This window comes from Streptomyces sp. BK239 (genome assembly GCF_004217285.1).
Lineage (GTDB): Bacteria > Actinomycetota > Actinomycetes > Streptomycetales > Streptomycetaceae > Streptomyces.
Window position 1 is genome coordinate 565,450 of record NZ_SHKS01000005.1, and the last position, 23,570, is coordinate 589,019.

Sequence of the window (23,570 nt, forward strand, 5' to 3'; positions counted from 1 at the left end):
AGACGGTCATATGCGAACAGACACAAGGGAGTTCCACCCATGGACCACCAAGCCCTCGCGCGGGAGATGCGCGGCCTGCGCGAGCAGGTGAGCGGCATCACCGACACCGCGGTCGCGGCGGCCGACGGCCTGCTCATCGCCGCCGACACCGCGGACTCGATCGACCCCGACGGCCTCGCCGCCCTCGCCGCGGCCGGCCTCGGCCTCGCCCGCCGCACCGCCGAGGCCACCTCCCGCGGCTCCCTCGACCGCACGGTGGCCTACGGCAGCCACGGCTGCGCCGCGTTCTACGCGGTCGGCGAGACCGCGCTCATGGTCGTCCTCGGCGACGAGGGCATGGACGTGGAGCGCCTGCACCGGGCGACCCAGCCGGCCCTGCGCCGCATCGACCTGATCCTCACCGACCGGGCCCCGGAGCCCACCCCGTTCGCGCAGCCCCGCAAGGCAGCCGAAGGGGTCTGAAAGGATGGCGACTAAGCGTATGACCCCCGGTTTCTCCGACCAGGTGATGGGCCTGGTCAAGTCGTTGCGCACGGATGCCCCCGACTGCGTCGCCTCGGGCGTCGTCGACATGTCGACCGGCATGCTGCTGTCCTACGAGACCGTCGACAACCACCCGCCGGAGGTCCTCGACCTGCTCGCGGGCGCGACCCTCGACCTGTTCCAGGGACGGACGGTGGTGATGATCGAGGACGTCTTCAAGGAGCGCCGCGGGAGCAGCAGCGACAACCACTTCTTCCAGGAGATCCTCGTCAACAGCGAGAACCTCACCCACCTGTTCGTGAGGATGAACGAGCAGCAGGACGTCGTCGCGGTGGTCGTCTGCCGCAAGTCGGTCAACGTGGGGATGCTGTTCGCCCAGGTACGGCGCGTGGTGAAGGCGTACAGCCTCTGAGAGGGGCGACGGCCCCTCCCCGGGCGGGGAAGGGGCCGTCGCCGGCGCCCACGGGTCGGCGCTCACTCCGTGCGAAGGCCCTCCGGCCGCATCAGCCGCACCAGCGGCGGCAGGCTGAGCAGCGTCACCGCCAGCACGACGGCCGCGCCGATGCCGGTCATGGACAGCACGCTCGCCCAGTCCACGCTCACCGGCGTGTCCGTCATCATCAGCAGCACCGTGCCCAGCGTGATCCCCACCAGCGAGGCCAGCAGCAGGCCCAGCCCGATCGGGATCGCCGTCTGCCACAGCACCGACAGGCTCAGCGTGCGCCGCCGGGTGCCGAAGGCGACCAGCGAGGACAGCAGCTTGCGCCGCTCCCGCAACTGCTCCAGCTGCGACACCAGCAGGCTCGCCCCGATCAGCGCCAGCACACAGGCGGCGCCCACCAAGAGGCCGGTACGGATCTTGTCGAAGGTCTCCGACCGCTCCTCGGCCGTCCACATCGAGGCCTCGCCGATCGGGTCGATCCGCCCGGTCGTGTTCCGCACGTACTCGGCCGCGTCGGCCACCTGGTCGTCGAGCGAGACGTAGACCTGCACGGACACCGCACGCTCGGACCCCGCGGGCAGCGCGGCGGGAGTCAGCAGGAAGCCGCCGCGCAGCTGCCCCGTCGGGTCGGTGACCGGACGCACCCGCTCGATGCCCGCCGGCACCGTCCAGCGGTACGGGCTCTCCTGGCCGTCGTCGAACCACAGGCGCGTGCCGGGCTTCGACACCGCGGGCGTGACGGAGCCGTAGTCGCCGCCCTCGACGAGGAAGGAGTCGCCGTCGCGGCAGGAGGGGATCGAGGCCACCGAGCGCAGGGTGGCGCAGTCGGCGACGGTGATCTGGGTGAGTTCCTCGGCGTCCTTGCGCCGGTCGTTGACGTAGGCCTCACCGAAGACGTGGACCTTCCGCACCCCCTCGGTCGCCTCGAACGCGGCCGCCGTCCCGGCCAGGGCCGTCCCCTTCGGCAGCCACACCTGCATCTGCGCCCGGGAGAGGTCGTTCCCGGTCTCCTCGGTGTACTGGCCCTCCACTCCGGTGAACAGCATCTGAAGGGCGATGGCGCCCGCCACGGCGACCGCGATGCCGTTCACCATGCGGGCGGCCGTCCCGCTGCTCAACTGAAGCCGTCGGATGGCCAGTTGCCAGGCGAGGCCGCCCGCGCCGAGCCGGGCGACGACCGCCTCCACGACCCACGGCAGTAGCGCGGTCACGCCGACGAGCAGCAGCAGCACCCCAGCGGAGACCAGGTACTGGTTGAAGTCCCCGTTGTCGCGGCCCTTTCCGATCATCGGGTAGAGCAGCCCGAGCCCGGCCAGCGGCACCAGCAGCCGCCACCACAGCCGGCGGCGCGGCGGCTTCGCCGTGCGCACCACGCCGAGCGGCTCGATCACCACGCCCCGCAGCGCGAACAGGGTGACCAGCACGGCGGCGGCCGGGACCGCGACCGCGACCAACAGGGCCAGCATGGGGGAGGGGTCCAGATAGCTGGGGAACACGCTCACGTCGAGCAGTTCCATGGACCCGGCGGCCTGCCGTCCGATCAGGAAGAACACCGTGCCGAAGACGAGACCCACCACGGCGCCGGCCATCGCCTCGCCCGCGGCGACCCGCCGGGTCATGCCGCTGTCGGAGCCCACCAGCCGCAGGGCCGCGAGCCGCCGGTCGCGGCGCTCGCCGCCGAACCGCACGGCAGCGGCGATGAAGACGGCGACCGGCATCAGCAGCACCAGGAACACCACGAGGGTCAGCAGGACCAGGATGGGGTCCATGCTCTGCGGGGTCGGATCCGGGTCGCCGAACCGGTCGATGCGGGCGATCCGGTAGGTCTCCTCGGTGATCACGAGGTGGTCCACGCCCCGGAAGTACGCGAACTCCTGCGAGCCGATCAGTCCGGGCTCGCCGATGGTGCCGACGATCCGGTCCGGCAGCCGCTCCCGCAGCAGCTTCCCGTCGTCCGACTCCAGCAGCCGCTTCAGCGCCGGGGAGACCACCATCTCGCCCACACCCGGCAGCCGCGAGAGCCCCGGCGGCACCGGCGCCCGCGGTCCCTCCGGCTGCACCTCACGCCCGCGCACCTCCTTCTCGCGGAAGGTCGTGGGGACGTCGGCGACCAGCAGCGTGGCGTCCGACCTCGGTATCTTCGGGTTGTTGAACGTGACGTCGGTGCGCGCCTCCTCCCGCTCCTGCCGTACGGCCAGAGCGTTGGGGATCGCGGTGGTGAGCAGCAGCAGCGCCACTCCGAGTCCCACGCCGACGGCGGTGAGCAGCATCCGCGCCCACCCCTCCCGCCCGCCGGCGAAGGCGAACCTGGCCCCCATGCCCAGGTCCGACACCCACAGGCGACGTCTCATATCGCCCGCTCCATGTCCCGCGACTTCCCGTCCCTCACGACGATCTCGCGGTCGGAGTAGGCCGCCACCCGGGCCTCGTGCGTCACCAGCACCACGGCGGCGTTGGTCGACCGGGCCGCCTCGGTGAGCAGTTCCATCACGCGTTCGCCGTTGAGGGAGTCCAGCGCGCCGGTCGGCTCGTCGGCGAACACCACCCGCGGGCCGGTCACCAGCGAGCGGGCCACGGCGACGCGCTGCCCCTGGCCGCCGGACACCTCGCCGGGCCGCTTCCCGGCGAGGTCGTCGACCTCCAGCCGCTCCATCCAGGCCAGCGCAGCGCGCTCGGCCTGCTTGCGGGAGGTGCCGTTCAGCCTGAGCGGCAGCGCCACGTTCTCCACGCAGGTCAGCTCCGGCACCAGCTGGCCGAACTGGAACACGAACCCGAACTCCGAGCGCCTGAGGGCGCTGCGCCGGGTGTCGTTCATCGTCGCCAGCTCCTGCCCGTCGTAGAGGATCGAGCCCGAGTCGGGCGTGACGATCCCGGCGAGGCAGTGCAGCAGGGTGGACTTGCCGGACCCGGAGGGGCCCATCACGGCGACGACCTCGCCGGGGTGGATGGAGAACTCGGCGCCGTCCAGCGCCAGGGTCGGCCCGTACGCTTTGCGCAGGTCGTGCGCGGCCAGCAGGGAGCCCGCGGGAGCGTTCACGCGGTCACCGCCTCTCGGAGCTTGTCGAGGCGCGCGGCGGTGAGCTCCAGCCAGCGCAGATCGGCTTCCAGGTGGAACAGGGCGTGGTCGCAGATCAACTGGTCGGCGAGGTCGCCCTTGCGTTTGCGGTCGGTGAGGATCCGCATGCTGCGCAGATGCTCGGAGCGTTGGGCGTCGAGGATCCCGGTGGCGTCGCGCCGGGTGAGCAGGGCCAGGACGACCTTGGTGTAGAGGGTCGACTGGAGGTATTCCTCCGGCTTCTCCGGGGTCGCCAGCCACCGCTGCACGTCGGTGATGCCGGCGTCGGTGATGGCGTAGCGCTTGCGCTCGGGGCCGCCGCCCGCCTCGATGCCGTCGACCTCCACGAGGCCGTTCTTCAGCAGCCGGGACATCGTCGAGTAGACCTGGCCGTAGTGCAGCGGCCGGTCGTGACCGAACTTCTCGTCGAAGGCCCGCTTCAGGTCGTAGCCGTGGCGGGGCCCGGACTCCAGGAGTCCGAGGAGCGTGTGACCGATGGACATGGTCAGGACTGTACATGCGGTGTATACCCGCGATGTATACACGGTGTGCGGAGGTGGTGGCGCGGTGTGCGAGTGCGCAGGTGGGAAGGGGTTGTCACCGTTTTGCTACAGCGCCGCCGCCGCGGGTGCGCCCCGGGTCGTTCAGGTCGGTGGAGGGCCGGGGGGCGGGCCCCCGGGCGGCCGTCCGCGGCGCGGGATCGGCCCGGTGTCGCGCGGCAGCCTCCCGGCCTCGGCGAGGGCGCGGCGCAGCAGGAACTCGATCTGCGCGTTGGCGGACCGCAGTTCGTCCCCGGCCCACCGGGCCAGGGCGTCGTACACCAGCGGGTCCAGCCGCAGCAGCACCTGCTTGCGCTGCTGCGGCCGACGCCGAGGGGGTGTCCCCTCTTCCGGCGAGGTCACTGGTAGAGCGTCCCGGTGTTGAGCACGGGCTGGGGCGCCCGGTCCCCGCAGAGCACCACCATCAGGTTGGACACCATCGCCGCCTTGCGCTCCTCGTCGAGTTCCACGATGTCCTGCTCGGCGATCCGCTGGAGCGCCGCCTCCACCATGCCGACCGCGCCGTCCACGATCTCCCGCCGGGCCGCGACCACCGCGCCCGCCTGCTGCCGCTGGAGCATCGCGGAGGCGATCTCCGGGGCGTAGGCGAGGTGGGTGAAGCGGGACTCGATGATCCGCACGCCGGCCGCCTCCACGCGCGCGTGGAGCTCGACGGCGAGCTTCTCGGTGATCTCCTCGGCGTTGCCCCGCAGCGAGAGCTCGCTCTGGTCATGGGCGTCGTAGGGGTACTCGATGGCGATGTGCCGGACGGCGGCCTCGGTCTGGGTGGCGACGAACTCCAGGAAGTCGTCCACCTCGAAGCTGGCCTGGGCGGTGTCCTGCACGTTCCATACCACGACCGCGGCGAGCTCGATCGGGTTGCCGTAGGCGTCGTTCACCTTCAGCACCGAGGTCTCGTGGTTGCGCACCCGGGTGGAGATCTTCTCGCGGGAGGTGAAGGGGTTCACCCAGCGCAGTCCGTCCTCGCGGATCGTCCCGCGGTAGCGGCCGAAGAGCTGCACCACCCGGGCCTCGCCCGGCGCGACCATGTTCAGCCCGCACATCGCTGTGAAGGAGGCCAGCGCCACCACGATGCCGCCGACGATCAGACCTGCCTTGGCGGCGGTGACGGTCATGGCCGCACCGGCCAGGATCAGCGCGACGCCGGCCAGCAGCCCCAGCAGGCCGGTGAGCAGGGCCAGCCCGCCGCCGACGCTGCGCGCCGGGAACTCGTGCACGCGCGGGGCGGGCATCGCGGGCGCGTCGACGGTGTCCGACGGACGGACGGCCGACGGGTCTGCCGTGGACGGGTCGTGCGCGGTCATGGGGGTCCCCCGTTTCTCGAACTCAGCTTCGGTCTAGCTAAGTGATATCACTTTACCTCGCGATGGCAACCCTGAACCCCTTTCGCACGTCGAATCCCTTGGAACGGGGGCCGGTTCCAGCGGACGGGGTGCTGATTCTCACCCCCGGCCGGGGCCGGATCGAGAGCCCTTTGTCATAGAGAGCGGTGTTAGCTTTCTGAGCTGACTGCCTCCGGGCACGGGTGTGACAGCCGAGTAGGAAGCGGAGCGAGCGGACTCATGGGACGAGCGGACGACAGACGAGCGCGCCAGCGCGGTGGCCGCCGCGCGGCGCCCAAAAATCGTTCGTCACGGGCGGAGGCGCCGCCCACACACAGCAGGCCGGCGTCCCCGGCCGAGGAGACGCCGCCCGCGGCCACCGCCACGGCCACCGCCGCCGCGGGCGGCCGCGCCGCCGCACGCCGGGGGGCCAAGAAGGGCGCCAAGGCCGGCAAGGCCGACCGGAGCCTCATACGCCGCATGTTCACGTGGAAGAAGGTGCTCGGCACGTTCCTCGGCGTGTCTCTGCTCACCATCGGCGCTTTCATCGTGCTCTACGTGACCACGCCGATCCCGGACACCGCCAACGCCGAGGCACAGCTGCAGAGCAACGTCTACAAGTTCAGCGACGGCACGCTCCTCGCCCGCGACGGCAAGCTCAACCGCGAGAACGTCGACCTCGCCGACGTCCCCAAGGCCGTCCAGCGCACCTTCGTCGCCGCCGAGAACAAGTCCTTCTACGACGACGCCGGCGTCGACCTGCGCGGCACCGCCCGCGGTGTCCTCAACACCCTCATGGGCAAGGGCGCGCAGGGCGGTTCGACGATCACCCAGCAGTACGTGAAGAACTACTACCTGACCCAGGAACAGACCGTCACGCGCAAGCTGAAGGAGCTGGTCATCTCCCTGAAGCTGGACCAGGAGGAGTCCAAGGAGTACATCCTGGCCGGCTACATCAACACCAGCTACTACGGCCGCGGCGCCTACGGCATCCAGGCCGCCGCCCAGGCCTACTACCGCGTCGACGCCGACAAGCTCACCGTCGCACAGGGCGCCTACCTCGCCGCACTGCTCCAGGCCCCCAGCCAGTACGACTGGACCTCCGCCACCCCCACCGGCAAGCGGCTGGTCCAGCAGCGCTGGAACTACGTCCTGAACAACATGGTCGAGGAGAAGTGGCTGGGGCAGTCCGAGCGCGCCGGCATGAAGTTCCCGATCCCGAAGGAGCCGAAGCCCGCGCCCGGCATGCAGGGCCAGGTCGGCTACCTGGTCAACGCCGCCAACGGAGAGCTGGAGAAGCAGCTCGTCGCCCAGGGCGTCGCGGCGAACGCCAAGGAAGCCGAGGCGATGGTCAACGCCGGCGGCTGGAACATCACGCTCAACATCGACAAGAAGAAGCAGAAGGCGCTGGAAGCCTCCGTCAAGGAGCAGCTCACCGACAAGCTGGACCCGAAGAAGCGCTCGGTCGACGCCGACGTCCAGGCCGGCGCCGCCTCGGTGGACCCGAAGACGGGCGCGGTCGTGGCGATGTACGGCGGGGTGGACTACGTCAAGCACTACGTCAACAACGCCACCCGCGCCGACTACCAGCCCGCCTCCACCTTCAAGCCGGTGATCCTGGCCGCCGCCCTGGACAAGGGCGCCAAGACCCAGGACGGCGACCAGATCACCGCGAACACCGTCTACGACGGCACCAGCAAGCGCCCGGTCAAGGGCAGTGACATCGGCTTCGCCCCCGAGAACGAGGACGAGCGCGACTACGGCGACGTCACCGTGCAGACCGCGATGAACAAGTCCATCAACTCCGTCTTCGCGCAGATGGGCGTCGACGTCGGCATGGACGAGGTGCTCAAGACCGCGAGCGACCTCGGCATGAACACCAAGGACCTGAAGGCGGTGCCCGCCCAGACCCTCGGCACCATGGGCGCGAGCCCCCTGCAGATGGCCGGCGTCTACGCCACCCTCGACAACCACGGCAGGAAGGTCACCCCGACCCTCATCAAGTCGGCGCAGAACAGCGCCCACTCGGTGCAGCCGGCCGACGGCGTCGGCGAGCAGGTCATCGACCGCAAGGCCGCCGACTCGGTCACCTCGGTCCTCACCGGCGTGGTCGACGACGGCACGGCCAAGCTGTCCGTGCGGGACAACCCGCTGCGCAAGGGCCAGAAGGTCGCCGGCAAGACGGGCACCTCCGACTTCAACAGGTCGGCCTGGTTCACCGGTTACACCCCCGACCTGGTCACCTCGGTCGGCCTGTTCGGCGAGTCCGCCAAGCCCCCGCACGCCCAGGTCCCGCTGACCGGTGCGACCAACGGCCTGAAGGGCGACGACGGCCGCGTCAACGGCGGCACCTTCCCGGCCGAGATCTGGGCCGGGTACACCTTCGGCGTCTCCACCAAGGTCAGCAAGTTCGACCTGGAGACCGACCAGGGCGCCGCCGTCCAGCAGCCCCCCTCGCCCAGCCCGTCGCCGTCGAAGTCCGACGAGCCCTCGCAGGAGCCGAGCAGCGAGCCGCCCACGAGCAGTGCGCCGCCCAAGAGCCCCTCGCCCTCCCAGTCGCCGACCACCCAGGAGCCTTCCCAGTCGCCGACCACCGCGGAGCCTTCGCAGTCGCCGACCACCGAGGACCCGCCCACCACGGAGGACCCCGCCAACCCGCTCGACCCTCAGCTGGGGAGCGGGACGGGACAGTAGGCGGCGGGAAAGGCGGAGGGCGCCCGGTGGTCACCACCGGGCGCCCTCCGCCGTCGTCATCCGGTCACTGACCGCCCTTGTTCAGCTCGAACCAGACCACCTTGCCGGTGCTCAGCCGGGTGGCGCCCCACCGGCGGGCCAGCCGGTTCACCAGATACAGCCCGCGGCCGCCCTCGTCCGTGGCCCGCGCCTGCCGCAGCCGCGGCAGCTGCGGCACGTCGTCGCCCACCTCGCAGCGCAGCACGTCCGTGCGCAGCAGCCGCAGCGTCACCGGCCGCGTGGCGTAACGCACCGCGTTGGTGACCACCTCGCTCACCAGCAGCTCGACCGAGTCGGTCAGCTCCTCCAGCCCCCAGCGGGACAGCGCCCGCCGGGCCAGCCGGCGCGCCTGCCCCGGAGCGGCGTCCTCCGGTTCCAGGTACCAGTACGCCACGTCGCTCGGCGCGATACCGTCGAACCGGGCGGCGAGCAGCGCGATGTCGTCGTCCCGGTCGCCCGGGCCGAGCATGTCGAGCACCTCGTCGCACAGCGCCTCCAGCGGCGGCGGGTGATCCGGCCCGGTGAGCTGCGCGGTCGCCGCGAGCTTCTCCCGCAGCTGCTCTATGCCGGTCGCCACGTCCCGCAGTCGGGACTCCACCAGGCCGTCGGTGTACAGCAGCAGCGTCGCCCCGGCGGGCGCGTCCAGCTGCACCGCCTCGAAGTCGACGCCGCCCACGCCGATCGGCGCGCCCGGCGGCACCCGCAGCACCTCGGCCCGGCCGCCCAGATGCAGCAGGACAGGCGGCGGATGGCCGGCGTTGGCGATGGTGATGCGGTGCGAGACCGGGTCGTACACCGCGTACAGGCAGGTCGCCATGCGGTCGGTGCCCAGGCGCTGGGCCTGCTCGTCGAGGTGGTGCAGCACCTCCTGCGGCGGCAGGTCCAGTCCGGCCAGGGTCTGCGCGGTCGTGCGCAGCTGGCCCATGATGGCCGCGCTGGTCATGGAGTGCCCCATGACGTCGCCCACCACCAGCGCCACCCGGCTGCCCGGCAGCGGGATCGCGTCGTACCAGTCGCCGCCGACCCGCGCGGTCTCCGCGGCCGGCAGATAACGGGACGCCAGTCGTACGCCGGTGGGGCGCGGCAGGGTCTCCGGGAGCATCGTGCGCTGGAGCTCGTCCGCGATGTACGCCTCACGGTCGTACAGCACGGCCTTGTCGATGCCGAGGGCGCTGTGCGTGGCGAGCTGGGCGGCGACCAGCAGGTCGTCGTTCTCGAACGGCATCCGGTCCGGCCGGCGTATGAACACCGCCGCGCCGATCACCCGGCGCCGGCCCCGCAACGGGGCGAGGATCGCCCGCTGCTGGTCGGGCACCTCCAACTGGCTCTCCTCACCCAGGAGTTCGGGCAGTGCGGCGAGGGCGGCCGGGGCGTCCGCGAACACCGGGCGCACCCCGCGCAGCACCTCCGCGAGCGCCCCGCCCGGCCGTACCTCGCACAGCTCGGCGATCGCCGCCGACAGTTCGGACAGCTCCGGCGTCTCCGGCGGCGCCGCCAGGGCCGCGAAGCCGCTCTCGGTGTCCCGCTCCTCCGGGATGCGGTCGGTGCGCCGCAGCCGCAGCACCACCCGGTCCGCGACCGGCCGCTCGTCACCGACCGGCAGCGGGTCGCGCAGATAGACGAGGATCGCGTCGGAGAACGTCGGCACGGTCGCCCGGCACAGCCCCATCACGATCTCGTCCAGGTCCAGACCGCGGGCGATCCGCCGGGTCGCGGCGCCCACGAAGCGCAGCCGGTCCCCTTCCCGCCGCATCGGCGTGGGCCGGCCGGGCGCCGGGATCTGCCCGGTGCGGCGCTCCCGGCCGTCGGCCGCCTGCTCCAGCACCCGGTCGTAGGCCGTGTCCGCGGCGCGTTCGGCTCCGCGGTCGGTCCGCGGGTCGGCCCGGGCGCCGGGCTGGACCGGGATGGACTCGGGCGCGGGGCGCGGCCGGTGGGTGTCCGTCTCGGCGGTCGCCGGCTGGGAGTGCTCGGGCTCGGAACCGGCCGGATCTTGCCCCATGATGCCCTTGCTCCCCCTGATCGCTTTGCTCCCTTTGCTCCCCTTGCCTCCCCGGCCCGCCGGACCGGCCGGGCCGTCCGGCCCGCACGGCGCCGTGTCGCCCGGCGCTGCGGAGGTCGATCCGGTGGCGTCCTCCGGCGTGTGCGCCGGGGTACGGGGGAGCGCCCCACGGGACTCCGTGGGGTCCACGCCCTGGGGGCGTTCGAACGAGGTGGGCTGCTCCGTCACGCGTGTCGAATCCGTCCGTCCGGGGCTGCGTGCCGCGCACGCAGTCGGTCCCGCAGGAATCCCGATACCCGGAATACGTGTCCCCGGAACGGATTTCCCGCGTGGTCAGAGGCTGTTCCCGTGCCACCGGTGGACCGTGCGCGGCCCCCGGGGCCTCTCCCGGGGCGTGTTCCGGACGTCCCGTCCGCCCCGCCGGTGCCGCCCTCGTACCCCTCGCTCACGTCCTGCCGCCCCTCGGTGACGTTCGGTCAGACCCGGCACGTGCTCCGGGAGTTGCTGTTGCGCATCCTTGCGGAGGACGATCCTACGTTTGCTGCCCGGGGGCACAGCAAGGGTCTCATGTCGACAGGTGCGCGGGCGTGCGGTCCCAGTCCTCCGGCAGCAACGGTACGGCCCAGGACGGGTCGGGGCGCCAGTGCTGCCAGCCGTCCGCGAACGGGGACGCCCACGCCGAGATCTCCGCCACCGCCGAGCGGCCCGCCTCCCGCACGCGTTCGGCCACCTGAGCGTCCATCAGACCGTCAGTCTGCGCCTGCGCGAACTCGTCCTCGTCGCACCAGCCCCAACTGCGGTCCGGGTAGACGCAGATGTCCAGGAAGTGGTCCTCGGAGTCCACCCCGCCCTCCCAACGGGCCAGCGGCTCCTCGAGGTTGACGTACCAGTTCTTGAACTTCCAGCCCGGCTCCCAGAACAGCCACACCGACCACGGCTCACCGGGCCGGGCCAGCTTCAGCACCCCGGTGCCGAACCAGCGGTCGCGCACCACGCCGCGCGGCTTGGTGTAGCGGGTGGTCAGCGGCTCCCGGTGCAGCGGGGTGCCGTCCGCGAGCACCGGCTTCACACACTGGGTGCCGGGCGCCATCCACACGGCGAGCAGCTCTGCGTCGTCGCGCACCACCGTGACGGGACGGGCGATGTGGATGCGCGCGCCGCCGTTCTCCCGGTAGCGCCACAGGATCTGGTCCCCGGGCTCCCAGTGGACCGCCGCACCGCCCGTTCCCACGCTTCTCACCGCTCCGCCGTCTGCCATGGACAGATATTAGGTGCCCCGGGCACCCGACGCTGCGGTTCGTGTCACGGTTCGCCCGTCAGCGGCGAAAGGTCACGGGCGCGTCATCCGCAGGACATCCAGCGCCTCGTCGAGCTGCTGGAGCGTCAGGTCGCCCCGCTCCACGTAGCCGCCGTCGAGCACCGCCTCCCGGATCGTCTTCCGCTCCGCCAGCGCCTTCTTGGCCACCTTCGCGGCCTCCTCGTACCCGATGTACTTGTTGAGCGGGGTCACCACGGACGGCGAGGACTCCGCGTACTCCCGGGCGCGTTCGCGGTGCGCGACGATGCCGTCCACGGTCCGGTCGGCGAGCAGCCGCGAGGCATTGGCCAGCAGCCGCACCGACTCCAGGACGTTCTTGGCGATCACCGGGAGCATCACGTTGAGCTCGAAGTTGCCGGCCGCCCCCGCGGTGGCGACGGTGGCGTCATTGCCGACGACCTGCGCGGCGACCATCAGCACCGCCTCCGGGATCACCGGGTTCACCTTGCCCGGCATGATCGAGGAGCCGGGCTGGAGGTCGGGGAGGCTGATCTCCGCCAGCCCGGTCATCGGCCCCGACGCCATCCAGCGCAGATCGTTGGCGATCTTCGTCAGGCCCACCGCGACGGTCCTCAGCTGCCCGCTCGTCTCGACGATGCCGTCCCGCGCGCCCTGCGCCTCGAAGTGGTCGCGGGCCTCCGTCAGCGGCAGTCCGGTGACCCGGGCGACCTCCTCGATCACGGCCGCGGAGAAGCCCGGCGGCGTGTTGATGCCGGTGCCGACGGCGGTGCCGCCCAGCGGCAGCTCGGCCAGCCGGGGGAGGGAGGCTCGCAGCCGCTCCACTCCGTAGCGCACCTGCGCGGCGTACCCGCCGAACTCCTGCCCCAGCGTCACCGGGGTGGCGTCCATCAGATGCGTGCGCCCCGACTTCACCACGTCGGCGAACTCCTCCGCCTTGCGGCCGAGGGCCTCGGCGAGATGCTCCAGGGCCGGGATGAGGTCCCGGGTGACGGCGGCGGTCGCGGCGATGTGGATCGACGAGGGGAACACGTCGTTGGAGGACTGCGAGGCGTTGACGTGGTCGTTGGGGTGCACGTCCCGGCCCAGCCGCTCGCTCGCCAGGGTGGCGATCACCTCGTTGGCGTTCATGTTGGACGAGGTGCCCGAGCCGGTCTGGAACACGTCGACGGGGAAGTGCTCGTCCCAGTCGCCCGCGGCGACCTCCCCGGCCGCGTCCTGGACCGCCTGCGCGACGTCCTTGTCCAGGACCCCCAGCTCGGCGTTGACCTTGGCCGCCGCCTGCTTGATCCGGGCGAGCGCCTCGATGTGCGCGCGCTCGATGCGCTGCCCGGAGACGGGGAAGTTCTCCACCGCGCGCTGCGTCTGCGCCCGCCACTTCGCGTGCGCGGGGACGCGGACCTCGCCCATGGAGTCGTGTTCGATGCGGTAGTCGCTCATGCCCTGTACAGCGATCGAAACGCCGGTGATGTTCCTGCGGCCCGGTGAACGTCCCGGGACGGCCCCGCGCGCATCCTGTGACGCACGCCTCGGCGAAGCCTGCCCGGGCCGGCCACAGGCCTCACCCGGCTCGCACCGGCGAACGGACGCCCGCCCCCTGGCGCGACCGGGGGCGGGCGTCCGCTCAGCGGATCACGCCAGGCCGGGGCCGCGCACCGGGATCGAGGTGAACGTCGGGGCGGGGGCGGGGTCCTTGAAGAAGTCGTTGCCCTTGTCGTCGACGACGATGAACGCCGGGAAGTCCTCGACCTCGATCTTCCACACGGCCTCCATGCCGAGCTCCTCGTACTCGACGACCTCGACCTTCTTGATGCAGTCCTGCGCGAGCCGGGCGGCGGGACCGCCGATCGAGCCGAGGTAGAAGCCGCCGTGCGCGCCGCACGCGTCGGTGACCTGCTGGGAGCGGTTGCCCTTGGCCAGCATCACCCTGGAGCCGCCCGCCGCCTGGAACTGCTCGACGTAGGAGTCCATGCGCCCGGCCGTCGTCGGACCGAACGAGCCCGACGCGTAGCCCTCGGGGGTCTTGGCCGGGCCCGCGTAGTACACCGGGTGGTCCTTCAGGTACTGCGGCATCTCCTCGCCGGCGTCCAGCCGCTCCTTGATCTTGGCGTGCGCGATGTCGCGGGCCACGACCAGCGGGCCGGTCAGCGACAGCCGGGTCTTCACCGGGTACTTCGTCAGCTCGGCGAGGATGTCGTCCATCGGCTGGTTCAGGTCGATCCTGACCACGTCGGACGACTCGTCGAGGTGCTCGTCGGTGGTGTCCGGCAGGAACCGCGCCGGGTCGGTCTCCAGCTGCTCCAGGAAGACGCCCTCGGCGGTGATCTTCGCGACGGCCTGGCGGTCGGCCGAGCAGGAGACGGCGATCGCGACCGGGCAGGACGCGCCGTGCCGGGGCAGCCGCACCACGCGCACGTCGTGGCAGAAGTACTTGCCGCCGAACTGCGCGCCGATCCCGATCTTCTGCGTCAGCTCGAAGACCTTCTCCTCCAGCTCCTTGTCCCGGAACCCGTGCCCGAGCGGCGAACCCTCGGCCGGGATCTCGTCCAGGTAGTGCGCGGAGGCGTACTTCGCGGTCTTCAGCGCGTACTCCGCGCTGGTGCCGCCGACGACGATCGCCAGGTGGTACGGCGGGCAGGCGGCCGTGCCCAGCGAACGGATCTTCTCCTCCAGGAACTTCATCATGGAGGCCTCGTTCAGGACGGCCTTCGTCTCCTGGTAGAGGAACGACTTGTTGGCGGAGCCGCCGCCCTTGGCCATGAACAGGAACTTGTAAGCGCCGCCGTCGGTGGCGTACAGCTCGATCTGCGCCGGGAGGTTGGATCCGGTGTTCTTCTCCTCCCACATGGTGAGCGGAGCCATCTGCGAGTAGCGCAGGTTGAGGTTCAGGTAGGCGTCGTAGATGCCGCGGCTCAGGGCCGCCTCGTCGCCGCCCTCGGTCAGCACGTTCTGGCCGCGCTTGCCCATCACGATCGCCGTGCCGGTGTCCTGGCACATCGGCAGCACGCCGGCGGCCGCGATGTTGGCGTTCTTCAGCAGGTCCAGCGCCACGAACTTGTCGTTGGCCGACGCCTCGGGGTCGTCGACGATCCGCCGCAGCTGCGCGAGGTGGGCCGGGCGCAGGTAGTGCTGGATGTCGTGGATCGCCTCGGCGGCGAGCTTGCGCAGCGCCTCAGGCTCCACCTTGAGGAAGGTCCGCCCGTCGGCCTCGAAGGTGGAGACACCCTCGGAGGTCACCAGCCGGTAGGGGGTGGTGTCCTCTCCCATGGGGAGCAGATCGGTGTACTCGAACTCAGGCATCTCGCCCATTCCTCACTCGACAGACAGCGCGGCTGACCTCCGTTGGCAGCGCCCACCAGCGTAGAACCTGCCCGGAGGGGCCGGGCTTGTGAGGTAAGGCTCAGTTCGGCGGCCGGCTCCGTCCGGCGGGCCCGTCCGCGACACCCGATCGGGGGACTATCGCGATCTATCGTGTTTGGGTACGCTGCTGCCGTGGACCTTCAGAAGCAGACCGCCCCCGCTGCCGCCGCCGAGCTGCGCGCCTCGGACGCCGACCGCGACCGTATCGCCGACATCCTGCGCGACGCCCTCGCCGAGGGCCGGCTCACCGCCGATGAGCACGCCGAGCGCGTCGAGGGCGTCCTCGGCGCCAAGACGGTCGGCGAACTGGACGTCTACATACGGGATCTGCCCGCCGCCCACCAGCGGCACGCCCCGCCCCACGCGTCCGCCCCCAACCGCCCGCCGGCCGGCGCGATCCCCGCCGACCCGGACGACAACCTGGTCGCGATCTTCAGCGCGAACGTCCGCAAGGGCCGCTGGCGCGCGGGCCGCCGCATCCACGCATACGCGATCTTCGGCAGCGTCGAGATCGACCTCAGCGAGGCCCTGTTCGAGTACCGGCAGGTCGTCATCAAGGCCATCTCCGTCTTCGGCAACGTCGAGGTCCACGTCCCGGAGAACGTCTCGCTGCGCGGCACCGGCGGCGGCGTCCTCGGCCACTTCGAGGTGGAGACGCTCGACTCGCCCGAGCCGGACGCCCCGGTGGTCTACGTCGACGGATGGGCCGTCCTCGGCAACATCGAGGGCCGGCCGAAGCGCGGGCGGCTCGTCGCGGACATCCTTGACCGCGTCCATCGCAAGGTCGACAAGAGCCTGCGCAGACACCTCGACCGGTGACGCCGGTCGAAGCGGTTCCCCAGGCGGCGGCTGGGAACCCTGTGCATAGGCGCGCGCACAGCGGGTAGGGCTTGCTGCGTCGTCTCTCGCTCGCGAAGCCGTCGTCAGGAGTAGACCGTGCTGCAACCGCCGCATTCGTCCTTGCAGGTAGCCGCCGTACCGGCCCAGCGGGTGTCAGCGCGCGACAGGGACCAAGACGCTCCATGGCACACCGAGGCGGTGTGCCGGCGCGACGAGGCGGGGCTGTTCTTCGCCCCGTCGAAGGAGCCGACCGCCGCCCGGCTCTCGCGCGAGGAGGCGGCCAAGCGGGTCTGCGCCCGGTGCCCCGTGATGGTGGAGTGCCGCGAGCACGCCCTGCTGCAGCCCGAGCCGTACGGCGTCTGGGGCGGCCTCACCGCCGCCGAACGCCGCGTGGTCCTGGCCCGGCGCCGCCGCCGCGACCTCGACCTGAAGGCGGCGCACACCACGGGCCGCATAGCCGCGGCAGGCTGACGCGGGAAGGGCGCCCCCTCCGCACAGGGGGCGCCCTTCCCGGTCCCGGACCCGGCGGTTCTTCGTCGGGACGCGGATCTCCTCGAACGGCCCGCGCGGCTACTTCGCGCGGTCGAAGTCGATCGCCGAGTACGCCCGCAGCTTGCTCAGCCGGTGCTCGGAGTCGATCCGCCGGACCGTGCCCGACTTGGAGCGCATCACGATCGAGTCGGTCGTGGCCGTCTCCGCCCGGTACCGCACCCCCCGCAGCAGCTCACCGTCGGTGATGCCGGTGGCGACGAAGAACACGTTCTCGCCCTGGACGAGGTCCTCGGTCGTCAGCACCCGGTCCAGGTCGTGCCCGGCGTCGATCGCCCGCTGCCGCTCCTCGTCGTCCTTGGGCCACAGCTTGCCCTGGATGGTGCCGCCCAGGCACTTCACGGCACAGGCCGAGATGATGCCCTCGGGCGTCCCGCCCACGCCGAGCAGCAGGTCGATGCCGGTGCCCTCGCGCAGAGCCAGGATGGAGCCGGCCACGTCGCCGTCGGAGATCAGCTTGATGCGGGCCCCGGTCGCCCGGATCTCCTCTATGAGGCCCTGGTGCCGCGGCCGGTCCAGGATGACGACGGTGACGTCCTCGGGCGTGCCCCGCTTGGCCTTCGCGACCCGGCGGATGTTCACCGAGACCGGCGCGTCGATGTCCACGAAGTCGGCGGCCTCGGGGCCGGTGACCAGTTTGTCCATGTAGAACACGGCGGACGGGTCGAACATGGCCCCGCGCTCGGTGGCGGCGAGGACGGCGATCGCGTTCGGCATGCCCTTGGCCGTGAGCGTGGTGCCGTCGATCGGGTCGACGGCGATGTCCACCTCGGGGCCGGTCCCGTCGCCGACGCGCTCGCCGTTGAAGAGCATCGGCGCCTCGTCCTTCTCGCCCTCGCCGATGACGACCACGCCGTTCATCGACACCGTGGAGACGAGGGTCCGCATGGCGCGTACCGCGGCGCCGTCGGCGCCGTTCTTGTCGCCGCGCCCCACCCAGCGGCCCGCGGCCATCGCGGCGGCTTCGGTCACGCGGACGAGTTCGAGGGCGAGGTTGCGGTCGGGCGCCTCGGAGGGAACGTCCAGCTCGGACGGGAGATGATGATGCTCGGTCATCGGAGCGCACCTTTCTGATACGGCGACGGCCGTATGAGGGTTCGAAAGCTGACTCTATCGCCAGTCCGACAAAATGAGCAGGGGACCCCACGGATGAGCGGCCCGGGCACCTGCGACGATAGGGGCGTGGCAGGTAGGAAAGGCAAGACGCAGACGGTCCGGGACATGGTGCTCTCCCTGGGCCTGATCATGGTCGCCGGCTTGGTGATGTACATGTTCGTTCCGCACGACGACACCCCGCCCGAGACCAAGGCGGTCGACTACCGCGTGGAGCTCCTCACCGCCCGCCGCGCGGCCTCGTACCCGGTCGCGGCGCCCGAGGGGCTGCCGGCGACGTGGAAGGCGACGTCGGTGCGGTTCCGGGGCGACCAGTTCGACGCCTGGCACCTGGGCTTCCACACCCCGGACGGGGAGTACGTGCAGATTGAGCAGTCCACCGAGAAGCGCTCCACGTTCGTCGAGAAGGCGACGCAGAGCGCCCGCCGGACGGACAGGACGGAGCAGCTGGCGGGCCGGACCTGGGTCCGCTACGCCGACGGCCGCTACAACGCGCTGGTGCAGGAAGCCGCGGACGGCTCGACGACCGTGGTGGCCGGCACCGCGTCGTGGGCCGGGCTGACACAGATGGCCCAGGCACTGAAGACGGCGTGAGCTGCCCGGTGGCCCAAGCCCGACGCTGAAGGTGGCGTGAGCTGCCTGGTGGCCCGGCGCTGAAGCCGGCGAGCGGTCACGTGGCCCGGCGCTGAAGCCGGTGACCGGTCAGGTGGCCTAGGCGCTGCGGCGGTGTGGGCTGCGGCGGCCGAGGCGCGCTGCCCCCGACGCGAAGCAGGCCCCCGGCGGTCATCGCCGGGGGCCTGCGTCATGCGGTTGCCGCTCAGACGGTGGTGACCACGTCGTCGTAGGCCAGGCGCGGGGAGCGCGGGTAGGACGCGTTCTCGGCCGGCTTGCCGATGTTGACGACCATCAGCGGGGTGTGGTCGTCGTCCAGGAACTCCTTGCGGACGCCCTCGAAGTCGAAGCCGGTCATCGGGCCGGCGGCGAGACCCGCGGCGCGGACGCCGACGATGAAGTACGCGGCCTGGAGGGCGGCGTTCACCGTGGCGGAGCCCTCACGGGCGGTGCGCTCGGCGAAGAAGAGGTCCTTGGCCTGCGGGAACGCCGGGAACAGGGTCGGCAGCTCCTCGTGGAACTCGTTGTCGGCGGAGAGGATCGCGACCAGCGGCGCGGCGGCGGTCTTGGCCTGGTTGCCCTCGGCCATGTGCTGCACCAGGCGCTCACGGGCCTCGGGGGAGCGGACCAGGGTGATGCGCAGCGGGGTCTGGTTGAAGGCGGTCGGGCCGTACTTGACCAGGTCGTAGATCGCCTGCACCTGCTCGTCGGTGACCTGCTCGTCGGTGAACGCGTTGGCGGTGTGGGCCTCGCGGAACAGCAGGTCCTGGGCGGCGGGGTCAAGAACGAAAGACATGCGGGAACTTCCTCCAATGCGCGTCCCGATCCGACGGCGCCGGACCGGCTGACAGGAAGACCGTACGCCAAAGAAGTTCAACGTTCAACAAGGCGGGGATGTGAGGGGGATGACGTGATCCACCTCACGGAGTGCTGGTGTGCGCGTGAGGCGTCACGGGCCACCCGGAGCCTCACGCGCCCTCCTTCAGGCGTCCCCGGAGGGGCTCCCGCCCCCCTCCCCGTCCTCCTCCTCGGCGAGCGCCGCGTCCAGCCGGGCCCGGGCGCCCTCCAGCCAGCGCCGGCACACCTTGGCCAGCTCCTCACCCCGCTCCCACAGGGCGAGGGACTCCTCCAGCGTCGTGCCCCCCGCCTCCAGGCGGCGCACCACCTCGATCAGCTCGTCGCGCGCCTGCTCGTATCCGAGCGCCTCGTCCGTCCTGCTCGTCATGCACCCGATCCCTGCTCGTCGACAATCACCATGAACTCGCCCTCGGCGACCCGCGCCCGCAGCGGCTCCGCCGCCGCCACCTCCTCCGGCCCCCGGACCACATGCCCGTCGGCCTTCTGCAGCACGGCGTACCCCCGTTTCAGCGTCGCGGCCGGGGACAGCGCCACCACGCGCGCGTGCGTGTGCGTCAGCTCGGAGTCGGCGCGGTCCAGGAGGTGCCCCAGCGTGCGCCGCGACCGGTCGGTGAGCGAGGTGACGTGGTCCGCCCGCTCCTCGATCATCCGGTGCGGATCCTGTATCACGGGCCGCGCCAGCGCATGGGCGAGCCCCCGCTCCTCCCGCTCCACGAGCGCCTCCACGCACCGCCGCGCCCGGCCGCGCAGCATCCGCACCCGCTCCAGCTCCTCGCCCACGTCCGGCACGACCTTCTTCGCCGCGTCGGTCGGCGTCGAGGCCCGCAGGTCCGCCACATGGTCCAGCAGCGGATTGTCGGGCTCGTGCCCGATCGCCGACACCACCGGCGTGCGGCAGGCCGCGACCGCCCGGACCAGCTGCTCGTCGGAGAACGGCAGCAGGTCCTCCACGCTCCCGCCGCCCCGGGCGACGATGATCACGTCCACGTCGGGCATGGCGTCCAGCTCCTTCACCGCCTGCACGACCTGCGGCACCGCGTGCACCCCCTGCACCGCGACGTTGCGCACCTCGAAGCGGACGGCGGGCCAGCGGTGCCGGGCGTTCTCCAGCACGTCCCGCTCGGCGGCCGAGGCCCGCCCGCAGACCAGCCCGATCAGCTGCGGCAGGAACGGCAGGGGCTTCTTGCGCTCCCGGGCGAACAGCCCCTCCGCCCCCAGCGACTTCTTCAGCTGTTCGAGCCGCGCCAGCAGCTCCCCGACGCCCACCGGCCGGATCTCGACCGCCCGCAGCGACAGCTGCCCACGCGGCGCGTACCACTCCGGCTTGGCGTGGACGACGACCCGCGCGCCCTCCCCGACGACGTCCGCGACCGCGTCGAAAGCCTGCCGGAAGCAGGTCACGCTCACGGAGACGTCGTACGACGGATCCCGCAGGGTGAGAAACACGACGCCCGCGCCCGGACGCCGCGACAACTGGGTGATCTGCCCCTCGACCCACACCGCGCCGAGCCGGTCGATCCACCCCCCGATGAGCCGGGACACCTCGCCGACCGGCAGCGGGGCGTCCGCGGACGTGTTGACAGCCATGCGGCGAGGGTAGTGGCCGCGACTGACATTTCAGCCCGTCGGCGTTCGAGGACGAGGCCCGTCGGGGCCGGAGCGGCGGCCTGGGGGCGGCAGCCCCCGGCCGCCATCGGTGGCCGGCACCCGGCCTTACGATGGACCACATGACTGCTTCGCCTGGCCGCCGTGTCCTGCTCGCCGCCCCGAGGGGCTACTGCGCCGGTGTGGACCGCGCCGTGATCGCCGTCGAGAAAGCCCTGGAGCAGTACGGCGCCCCCGTCTACGTCCGCCACGAGATCGTCCACAACAAGTACGTCGTGCAGACCCTGGAGAAGAAGGGCGCGATCTTCGTCGAGCGGACGGAGGAGGTGCCCCCGGGCAACATCGTCATGTTCTCCGCCCACGGCGTGGCCCCCGTCGTCCACGACGAGGCCCGGCGCGGCCGCCTCGCCACCATCGACGCCACCTGCCCCCTGGTCACCAAGGTCCACAAGGAAGCCGTCCGCTTCGCCGACGACGACTACGACATCCTGCTGATCGGGCACGAGGGCCACGAGGAGGTCATCGGCACCTCCGGCGAGGCCCCCGACCACATCCAGCTCGTCGACGGCCCCGGCGACGTCGCGGGCGTCGAGGTCCGCGACCCCTCCAAGGTCGTCTGGCTGTCCCAGACCACGCTGAGCGTGGACGAGACCATGGAGACGGTGGACGCGCTCAAGGAGAAGTTCCCGCAGCTCATCTCCCCGCCCAGCGACGACATCTGCTACGCCACGCAGAACCGTCAGCTCGCGGTGAAGCAGATGGGCGCCGAGGCGGAGCTGGTGATCGTCGTCGGGTCGCGCAACTCCTCCAACTCCAAGCGGCTCGTCGAGGTCGCCAAGCTGGCCGGCGCGCGCGAGTCCTTCCTGGTGGACTTCGCGAGCGAGATCGAGGAGGCCTGGCTGGAGGGCGTCACCACGGTCGGCGTCACCTCCGGCGCGTCCGTCCCCGAGGTCCTCGTCGAGGAGGTCCTCGCCTGGCTCGCCGAGCGCGGCTACGAGGACGTGGAACTGGTCAAGGCCGCCGACGAGCACATCACCTTCTCCCTGCCCAAGGAACTCCGCCGCGACCTGCGCGAGGAGGCGGCGGCACTGGTCGCCCAGCGCGGCGGCAGCGGTGCGGCGGGAGCGGACTCCCCGGCACCCGCTGAGTGACTGTCAGTCGGCCGTCGTAACGTGGAGCCATGCAGATCTTCGGCGTGGACATCGGCGGATCCGGAATCAAGGGCGCCCCGGTGGACCTGGACAGGGGCGACCTGGCGGAGGAGCGCTTCAAGGTGCTCACCCCGCACCCGGCGACGCCCGACGGCGTGGCCGACGGCGTGAAGCAGGTCGTCGAGCACTACGGCTGGACGGGCCCGGTCGGCCTCACCTTCCCGGGTGTGGTCACCGGCGGATCCCACGTCCGCACGGCGGCCAACGTGGACAAGAACTGGATCGACACGGACGCGCGGGCCCTCTTCAGCGAGCGGCTCGGCGGCCTGCCGGTCACAGTGGTCAACGACGCGGACGCGGCGGGCGTCGCCGAGATCGCCTTCGGCGCCGGCCGCGACCGCAGCGGCACCGTGATCCTGCTGACCTTCGGCACGGGCATCGGCAGCGCCGTCTTCGTGGACGGCGCACTCGTCCCCAACACCGAGCTGGGCCACCTCGAACTGAAGGGCCACGACGCGGAGAAGCGCGCCTCCAGCAAGGCCAAGGAGGACAACGACCTGACGTGGGAGCACTGGGCCCACCGCGTGCAGAAGTACCTGGCGCACGTCGAGATGCTGTTCTCACCGGAACTCTTCATCATCGGCGGCGGCGTCAGCCGCAAGTCGGAGAAGTTCCTGCACTACATCGAGGGCATCAAGGCGGAGATCGTCCCGGCGCAGCTGCAGAACAACGCGGGGATCGTGGGCGCGGCGATGCACGCCGCCAAGCACTGACAGGACGGGGCGGGAGGGATTCTCCCCGCCCGCCCCGCCTCCCCTTCGGGCTACCGCCTGCCACCGCCCCGCACAGCCCTCTGCCGCAGGGCGGCCCTGCGGCGGCGGGCCATCCGCGCCAGGCCCCGGCCCAGCGCCACCAGCCCCGCCACCAGCGTCCCGCTGTACAGCCAGCCGACCTGCGTGCCCAGGGCGGTGAACAGACTCATCAGCCGATGCCCGATCCCGTCCCCCGCCTCGGTCATCGGCAGCAGCCCCAGCGTGTAGGCGATCGGTACGACGACCGGCGCCGCCACCAGTTCCGTCCCGCTCACCCAGAGGCCGGCCAGCACACAGAGGGGCAGGAACAGCACGCCGTACACCGTCGGCGAGGCCCCGAACAGCAGCTCGTCGACCCACCCCAGCGCGAGCGCCGTCCCCCCGAAGAGGAGACCGGCCCCGAGCCCGGTGAGCCGGGGGTTCGGCAGACGCCGTACGGGCGACGCGGCGGGCGGAGCGGCCGGCGCGGGCCTGGCGCCGCCGAGCGGCCGCCGGCGGACGGCGTCGTAGCCGCGCCCGGCCGGCCCGTTGCCCCGCACGGGCCGCCCGGCGCCCCCCGGGCCCTTGCCTCTCTCCCCGCCCCGGCCTCCACCACCACTGCCCCCGTGCCGCCCCACCTGCAGCGGGACGGGTGGGGTGCGGCCTCGCGGGGTGCTCTGCCGTGGGCGCGTCCTGTGGTGCTCCATCGGACCAACTTAGGTCGGTTAATGTGCCGAATCGGGCCCGGGACACGCCGGGGGACGGGCCCCGGGACTGCGTTCGAGAGGCCAGCGGGGCCGGTCCCGTGCACGCCGTAAACT

At 71.7% G+C, this 23,570-nt stretch carries 22 protein-coding genes; 8 read left to right on the forward strand and 14 right to left on the reverse strand.

All coding sequences use genetic code 11. The features are described 5' to 3' along the window. Window positions 1-39 precede the first annotated feature (39 nt). Window positions 40-462 carry a roadblock/LC7 domain-containing protein gene (locus EV567_RS19000; RefSeq protein WP_207228804.1) on the forward strand — a complete coding sequence of 141 codons (423 nt, stop codon included), beginning with the start codon at window positions 40-42 and terminating at the stop codon, window positions 460-462. A 4-nt stretch (window positions 463-466) separates the two neighbouring features. Continuing rightward, window positions 467-895 carry a hypothetical protein gene (locus EV567_RS19005; RefSeq protein WP_130441552.1) on the forward strand — a complete coding sequence of 143 codons (429 nt, stop codon included), beginning with the start codon at window positions 467-469 and terminating at the stop codon, window positions 893-895. A gap of 62 nt (window positions 896-957) precedes the next feature. Here EV567_RS19005 and EV567_RS19010 read toward each other — a convergent pair whose 3' ends face one another. From EV567_RS19010 to EV567_RS19030, 5 genes are all read right to left on the reverse strand, one after another. Further along, on the reverse strand, window positions 958-3,276 hold the full coding sequence (locus EV567_RS19010) for an FtsX-like permease family protein (protein ID WP_130441554.1): 2,319 nt from the start codon (window positions 3,274-3,276) through the stop codon (window positions 958-960). Further along, a complete protein-coding gene (locus EV567_RS19015; RefSeq protein WP_130441556.1) occupies window positions 3,273-3,962 on the reverse strand; it encodes an ABC transporter ATP-binding protein in 690 nt (229 codons plus the stop codon). The genes EV567_RS19010 and EV567_RS19015 overlap by 4 nt, the downstream gene beginning before the upstream one ends. Next, on the reverse strand, window positions 3,959-4,483 hold the full coding sequence (locus EV567_RS19020; RefSeq protein WP_130441558.1) for a PadR family transcriptional regulator: 525 nt from the start codon (window positions 4,481-4,483) through the stop codon (window positions 3,959-3,961). Before EV567_RS19020 ends, EV567_RS19015 begins: the two co-directional genes overlap by 4 nt. Before the next feature lie 141 nt (window positions 4,484-4,624). Then, a complete protein-coding gene (locus EV567_RS19025; protein ID WP_165430419.1) occupies window positions 4,625-4,882 on the reverse strand; it encodes a hypothetical protein in 258 nt (85 codons plus the stop codon). Continuing rightward, entirely contained in the window at window positions 4,879-5,844 is a 966-nt protein-coding gene (locus EV567_RS19030) for an SPFH domain-containing protein (protein WP_130441562.1), read from the reverse strand. Before EV567_RS19030 ends, EV567_RS19025 begins: the two co-directional genes overlap by 4 nt. Before the next feature lie 258 nt (window positions 5,845-6,102). On the opposite strand from EV567_RS19030, the gene EV567_RS19035 reads away from it, so the two are divergent. Continuing rightward, window positions 6,103-8,556, forward strand: a complete 2,454-nt coding sequence (locus EV567_RS19035) for a transglycosylase domain-containing protein (RefSeq protein ID WP_130441564.1) — start codon at window positions 6,103-6,105, stop codon at window positions 8,554-8,556. A 64-nt stretch (window positions 8,557-8,620) separates the two neighbouring features. Here the strand turns inward: EV567_RS19035 and EV567_RS19040 are convergent, their stop codons facing one another. From EV567_RS19040 to EV567_RS19055, 4 genes are all read right to left on the reverse strand, one after another. After that, a complete protein-coding gene (locus tag EV567_RS19040) occupies window positions 8,621-10,822 on the reverse strand; it encodes an ATP-binding SpoIIE family protein phosphatase (protein WP_130441566.1) in 2,202 nt (733 codons plus the stop codon). 337 nt (window positions 10,823-11,159) lie between these two features. Beyond that, window positions 11,160-11,852 (reverse strand): DUF402 domain-containing protein, encoded by a 693-nt coding sequence (locus EV567_RS19045; protein ID WP_130441568.1) that lies wholly within the window; start codon window positions 11,850-11,852, stop codon window positions 11,160-11,162. Window positions 11,853-11,924: 72 nt separating this feature from the next. Then, window positions 11,925-13,310: a class II fumarate hydratase gene (locus EV567_RS19050; RefSeq protein ID WP_130441570.1), complete on the reverse strand. Its 1,386-nt coding sequence runs from the start codon at window positions 13,308-13,310 to the stop codon at window positions 11,925-11,927. A 192-nt stretch (window positions 13,311-13,502) separates the two neighbouring features. Further along, window positions 13,503-15,170, reverse strand: a complete 1,668-nt coding sequence (locus EV567_RS19055; protein WP_165430420.1) for a fumarate hydratase — start codon at window positions 15,168-15,170, stop codon at window positions 13,503-13,505. A gap of 192 nt (window positions 15,171-15,362) precedes the next feature. Between EV567_RS19055 and EV567_RS19060 the strand changes: the two genes are divergently transcribed. Then, window positions 15,363-16,049: a DUF1707 domain-containing protein gene (locus EV567_RS19060; RefSeq protein WP_130441574.1), complete on the forward strand. Its 687-nt coding sequence runs from the start codon at window positions 15,363-15,365 to the stop codon at window positions 16,047-16,049. A 117-nt stretch (window positions 16,050-16,166) separates the two neighbouring features. Further along, complete coding sequence (locus EV567_RS19065) at window positions 16,167-16,541, forward strand: WhiB family transcriptional regulator (protein ID WP_130441576.1); 375 nt, start codon at window positions 16,167-16,169, stop codon at window positions 16,539-16,541. Between the two features lie 99 nt (window positions 16,542-16,640). Here the strand turns inward: EV567_RS19065 and glpX are convergent, their stop codons facing one another. Continuing rightward, window positions 16,641-17,675 carry a class II fructose-bisphosphatase gene (gene glpX, locus EV567_RS19070; protein WP_130441578.1) on the reverse strand — a complete coding sequence of 345 codons (1,035 nt, stop codon included), beginning with the start codon at window positions 17,673-17,675 and terminating at the stop codon, window positions 16,641-16,643. A 126-nt stretch (window positions 17,676-17,801) separates the two neighbouring features. On the opposite strand from glpX, the gene EV567_RS19075 reads away from it, so the two are divergent. Continuing rightward, window positions 17,802-18,326, forward strand: a complete 525-nt coding sequence (locus tag EV567_RS19075) for a DUF4245 domain-containing protein (RefSeq protein WP_130441580.1) — start codon at window positions 17,802-17,804, stop codon at window positions 18,324-18,326. A gap of 223 nt (window positions 18,327-18,549) precedes the next feature. Here the strand turns inward: EV567_RS19075 and EV567_RS19080 are convergent, their stop codons facing one another. From EV567_RS19080 to xseA, 3 genes are all read right to left on the reverse strand, one after another. Continuing rightward, complete coding sequence (locus tag EV567_RS19080; RefSeq protein WP_130441582.1) at window positions 18,550-19,140, reverse strand: malonic semialdehyde reductase; 591 nt, start codon at window positions 19,138-19,140, stop codon at window positions 18,550-18,552. A 186-nt stretch (window positions 19,141-19,326) separates the two neighbouring features. Then, a complete protein-coding gene (locus EV567_RS19085; protein WP_130441584.1) occupies window positions 19,327-19,569 on the reverse strand; it encodes an exodeoxyribonuclease VII small subunit in 243 nt (80 codons plus the stop codon). Beyond that, window positions 19,566-20,789: an exodeoxyribonuclease VII large subunit gene (gene xseA, locus EV567_RS19090; RefSeq protein WP_130441586.1), complete on the reverse strand. Its 1,224-nt coding sequence runs from the start codon at window positions 20,787-20,789 to the stop codon at window positions 19,566-19,568. Before xseA ends, EV567_RS19085 begins: the two co-directional genes overlap by 4 nt. Before the next feature lie 131 nt (window positions 20,790-20,920). On the opposite strand from xseA, the gene EV567_RS19095 reads away from it, so the two are divergent. Together EV567_RS19095 and ppgK are read left to right on the forward strand one after the other, a co-directional pair. Further along, complete coding sequence (locus EV567_RS19095) at window positions 20,921-21,958, forward strand: 4-hydroxy-3-methylbut-2-enyl diphosphate reductase (RefSeq protein ID WP_130441588.1); 1,038 nt, start codon at window positions 20,921-20,923, stop codon at window positions 21,956-21,958. A gap of 29 nt (window positions 21,959-21,987) precedes the next feature. Next, a complete protein-coding gene (gene ppgK, locus EV567_RS19100; RefSeq protein ID WP_130441590.1) occupies window positions 21,988-22,731 on the forward strand; it encodes a polyphosphate--glucose phosphotransferase in 744 nt (247 codons plus the stop codon). Window positions 22,732-22,781: 50 nt separating this feature from the next. On the opposite strand, the gene EV567_RS19105 is transcribed toward ppgK, so the two are convergent. Next, window positions 22,782-23,309: a DUF6542 domain-containing protein gene (locus tag EV567_RS19105; RefSeq protein ID WP_242620892.1), complete on the reverse strand. Its 528-nt coding sequence runs from the start codon at window positions 23,307-23,309 to the stop codon at window positions 22,782-22,784. Window positions 23,310-23,570: the final 261 nt, after the last annotated feature.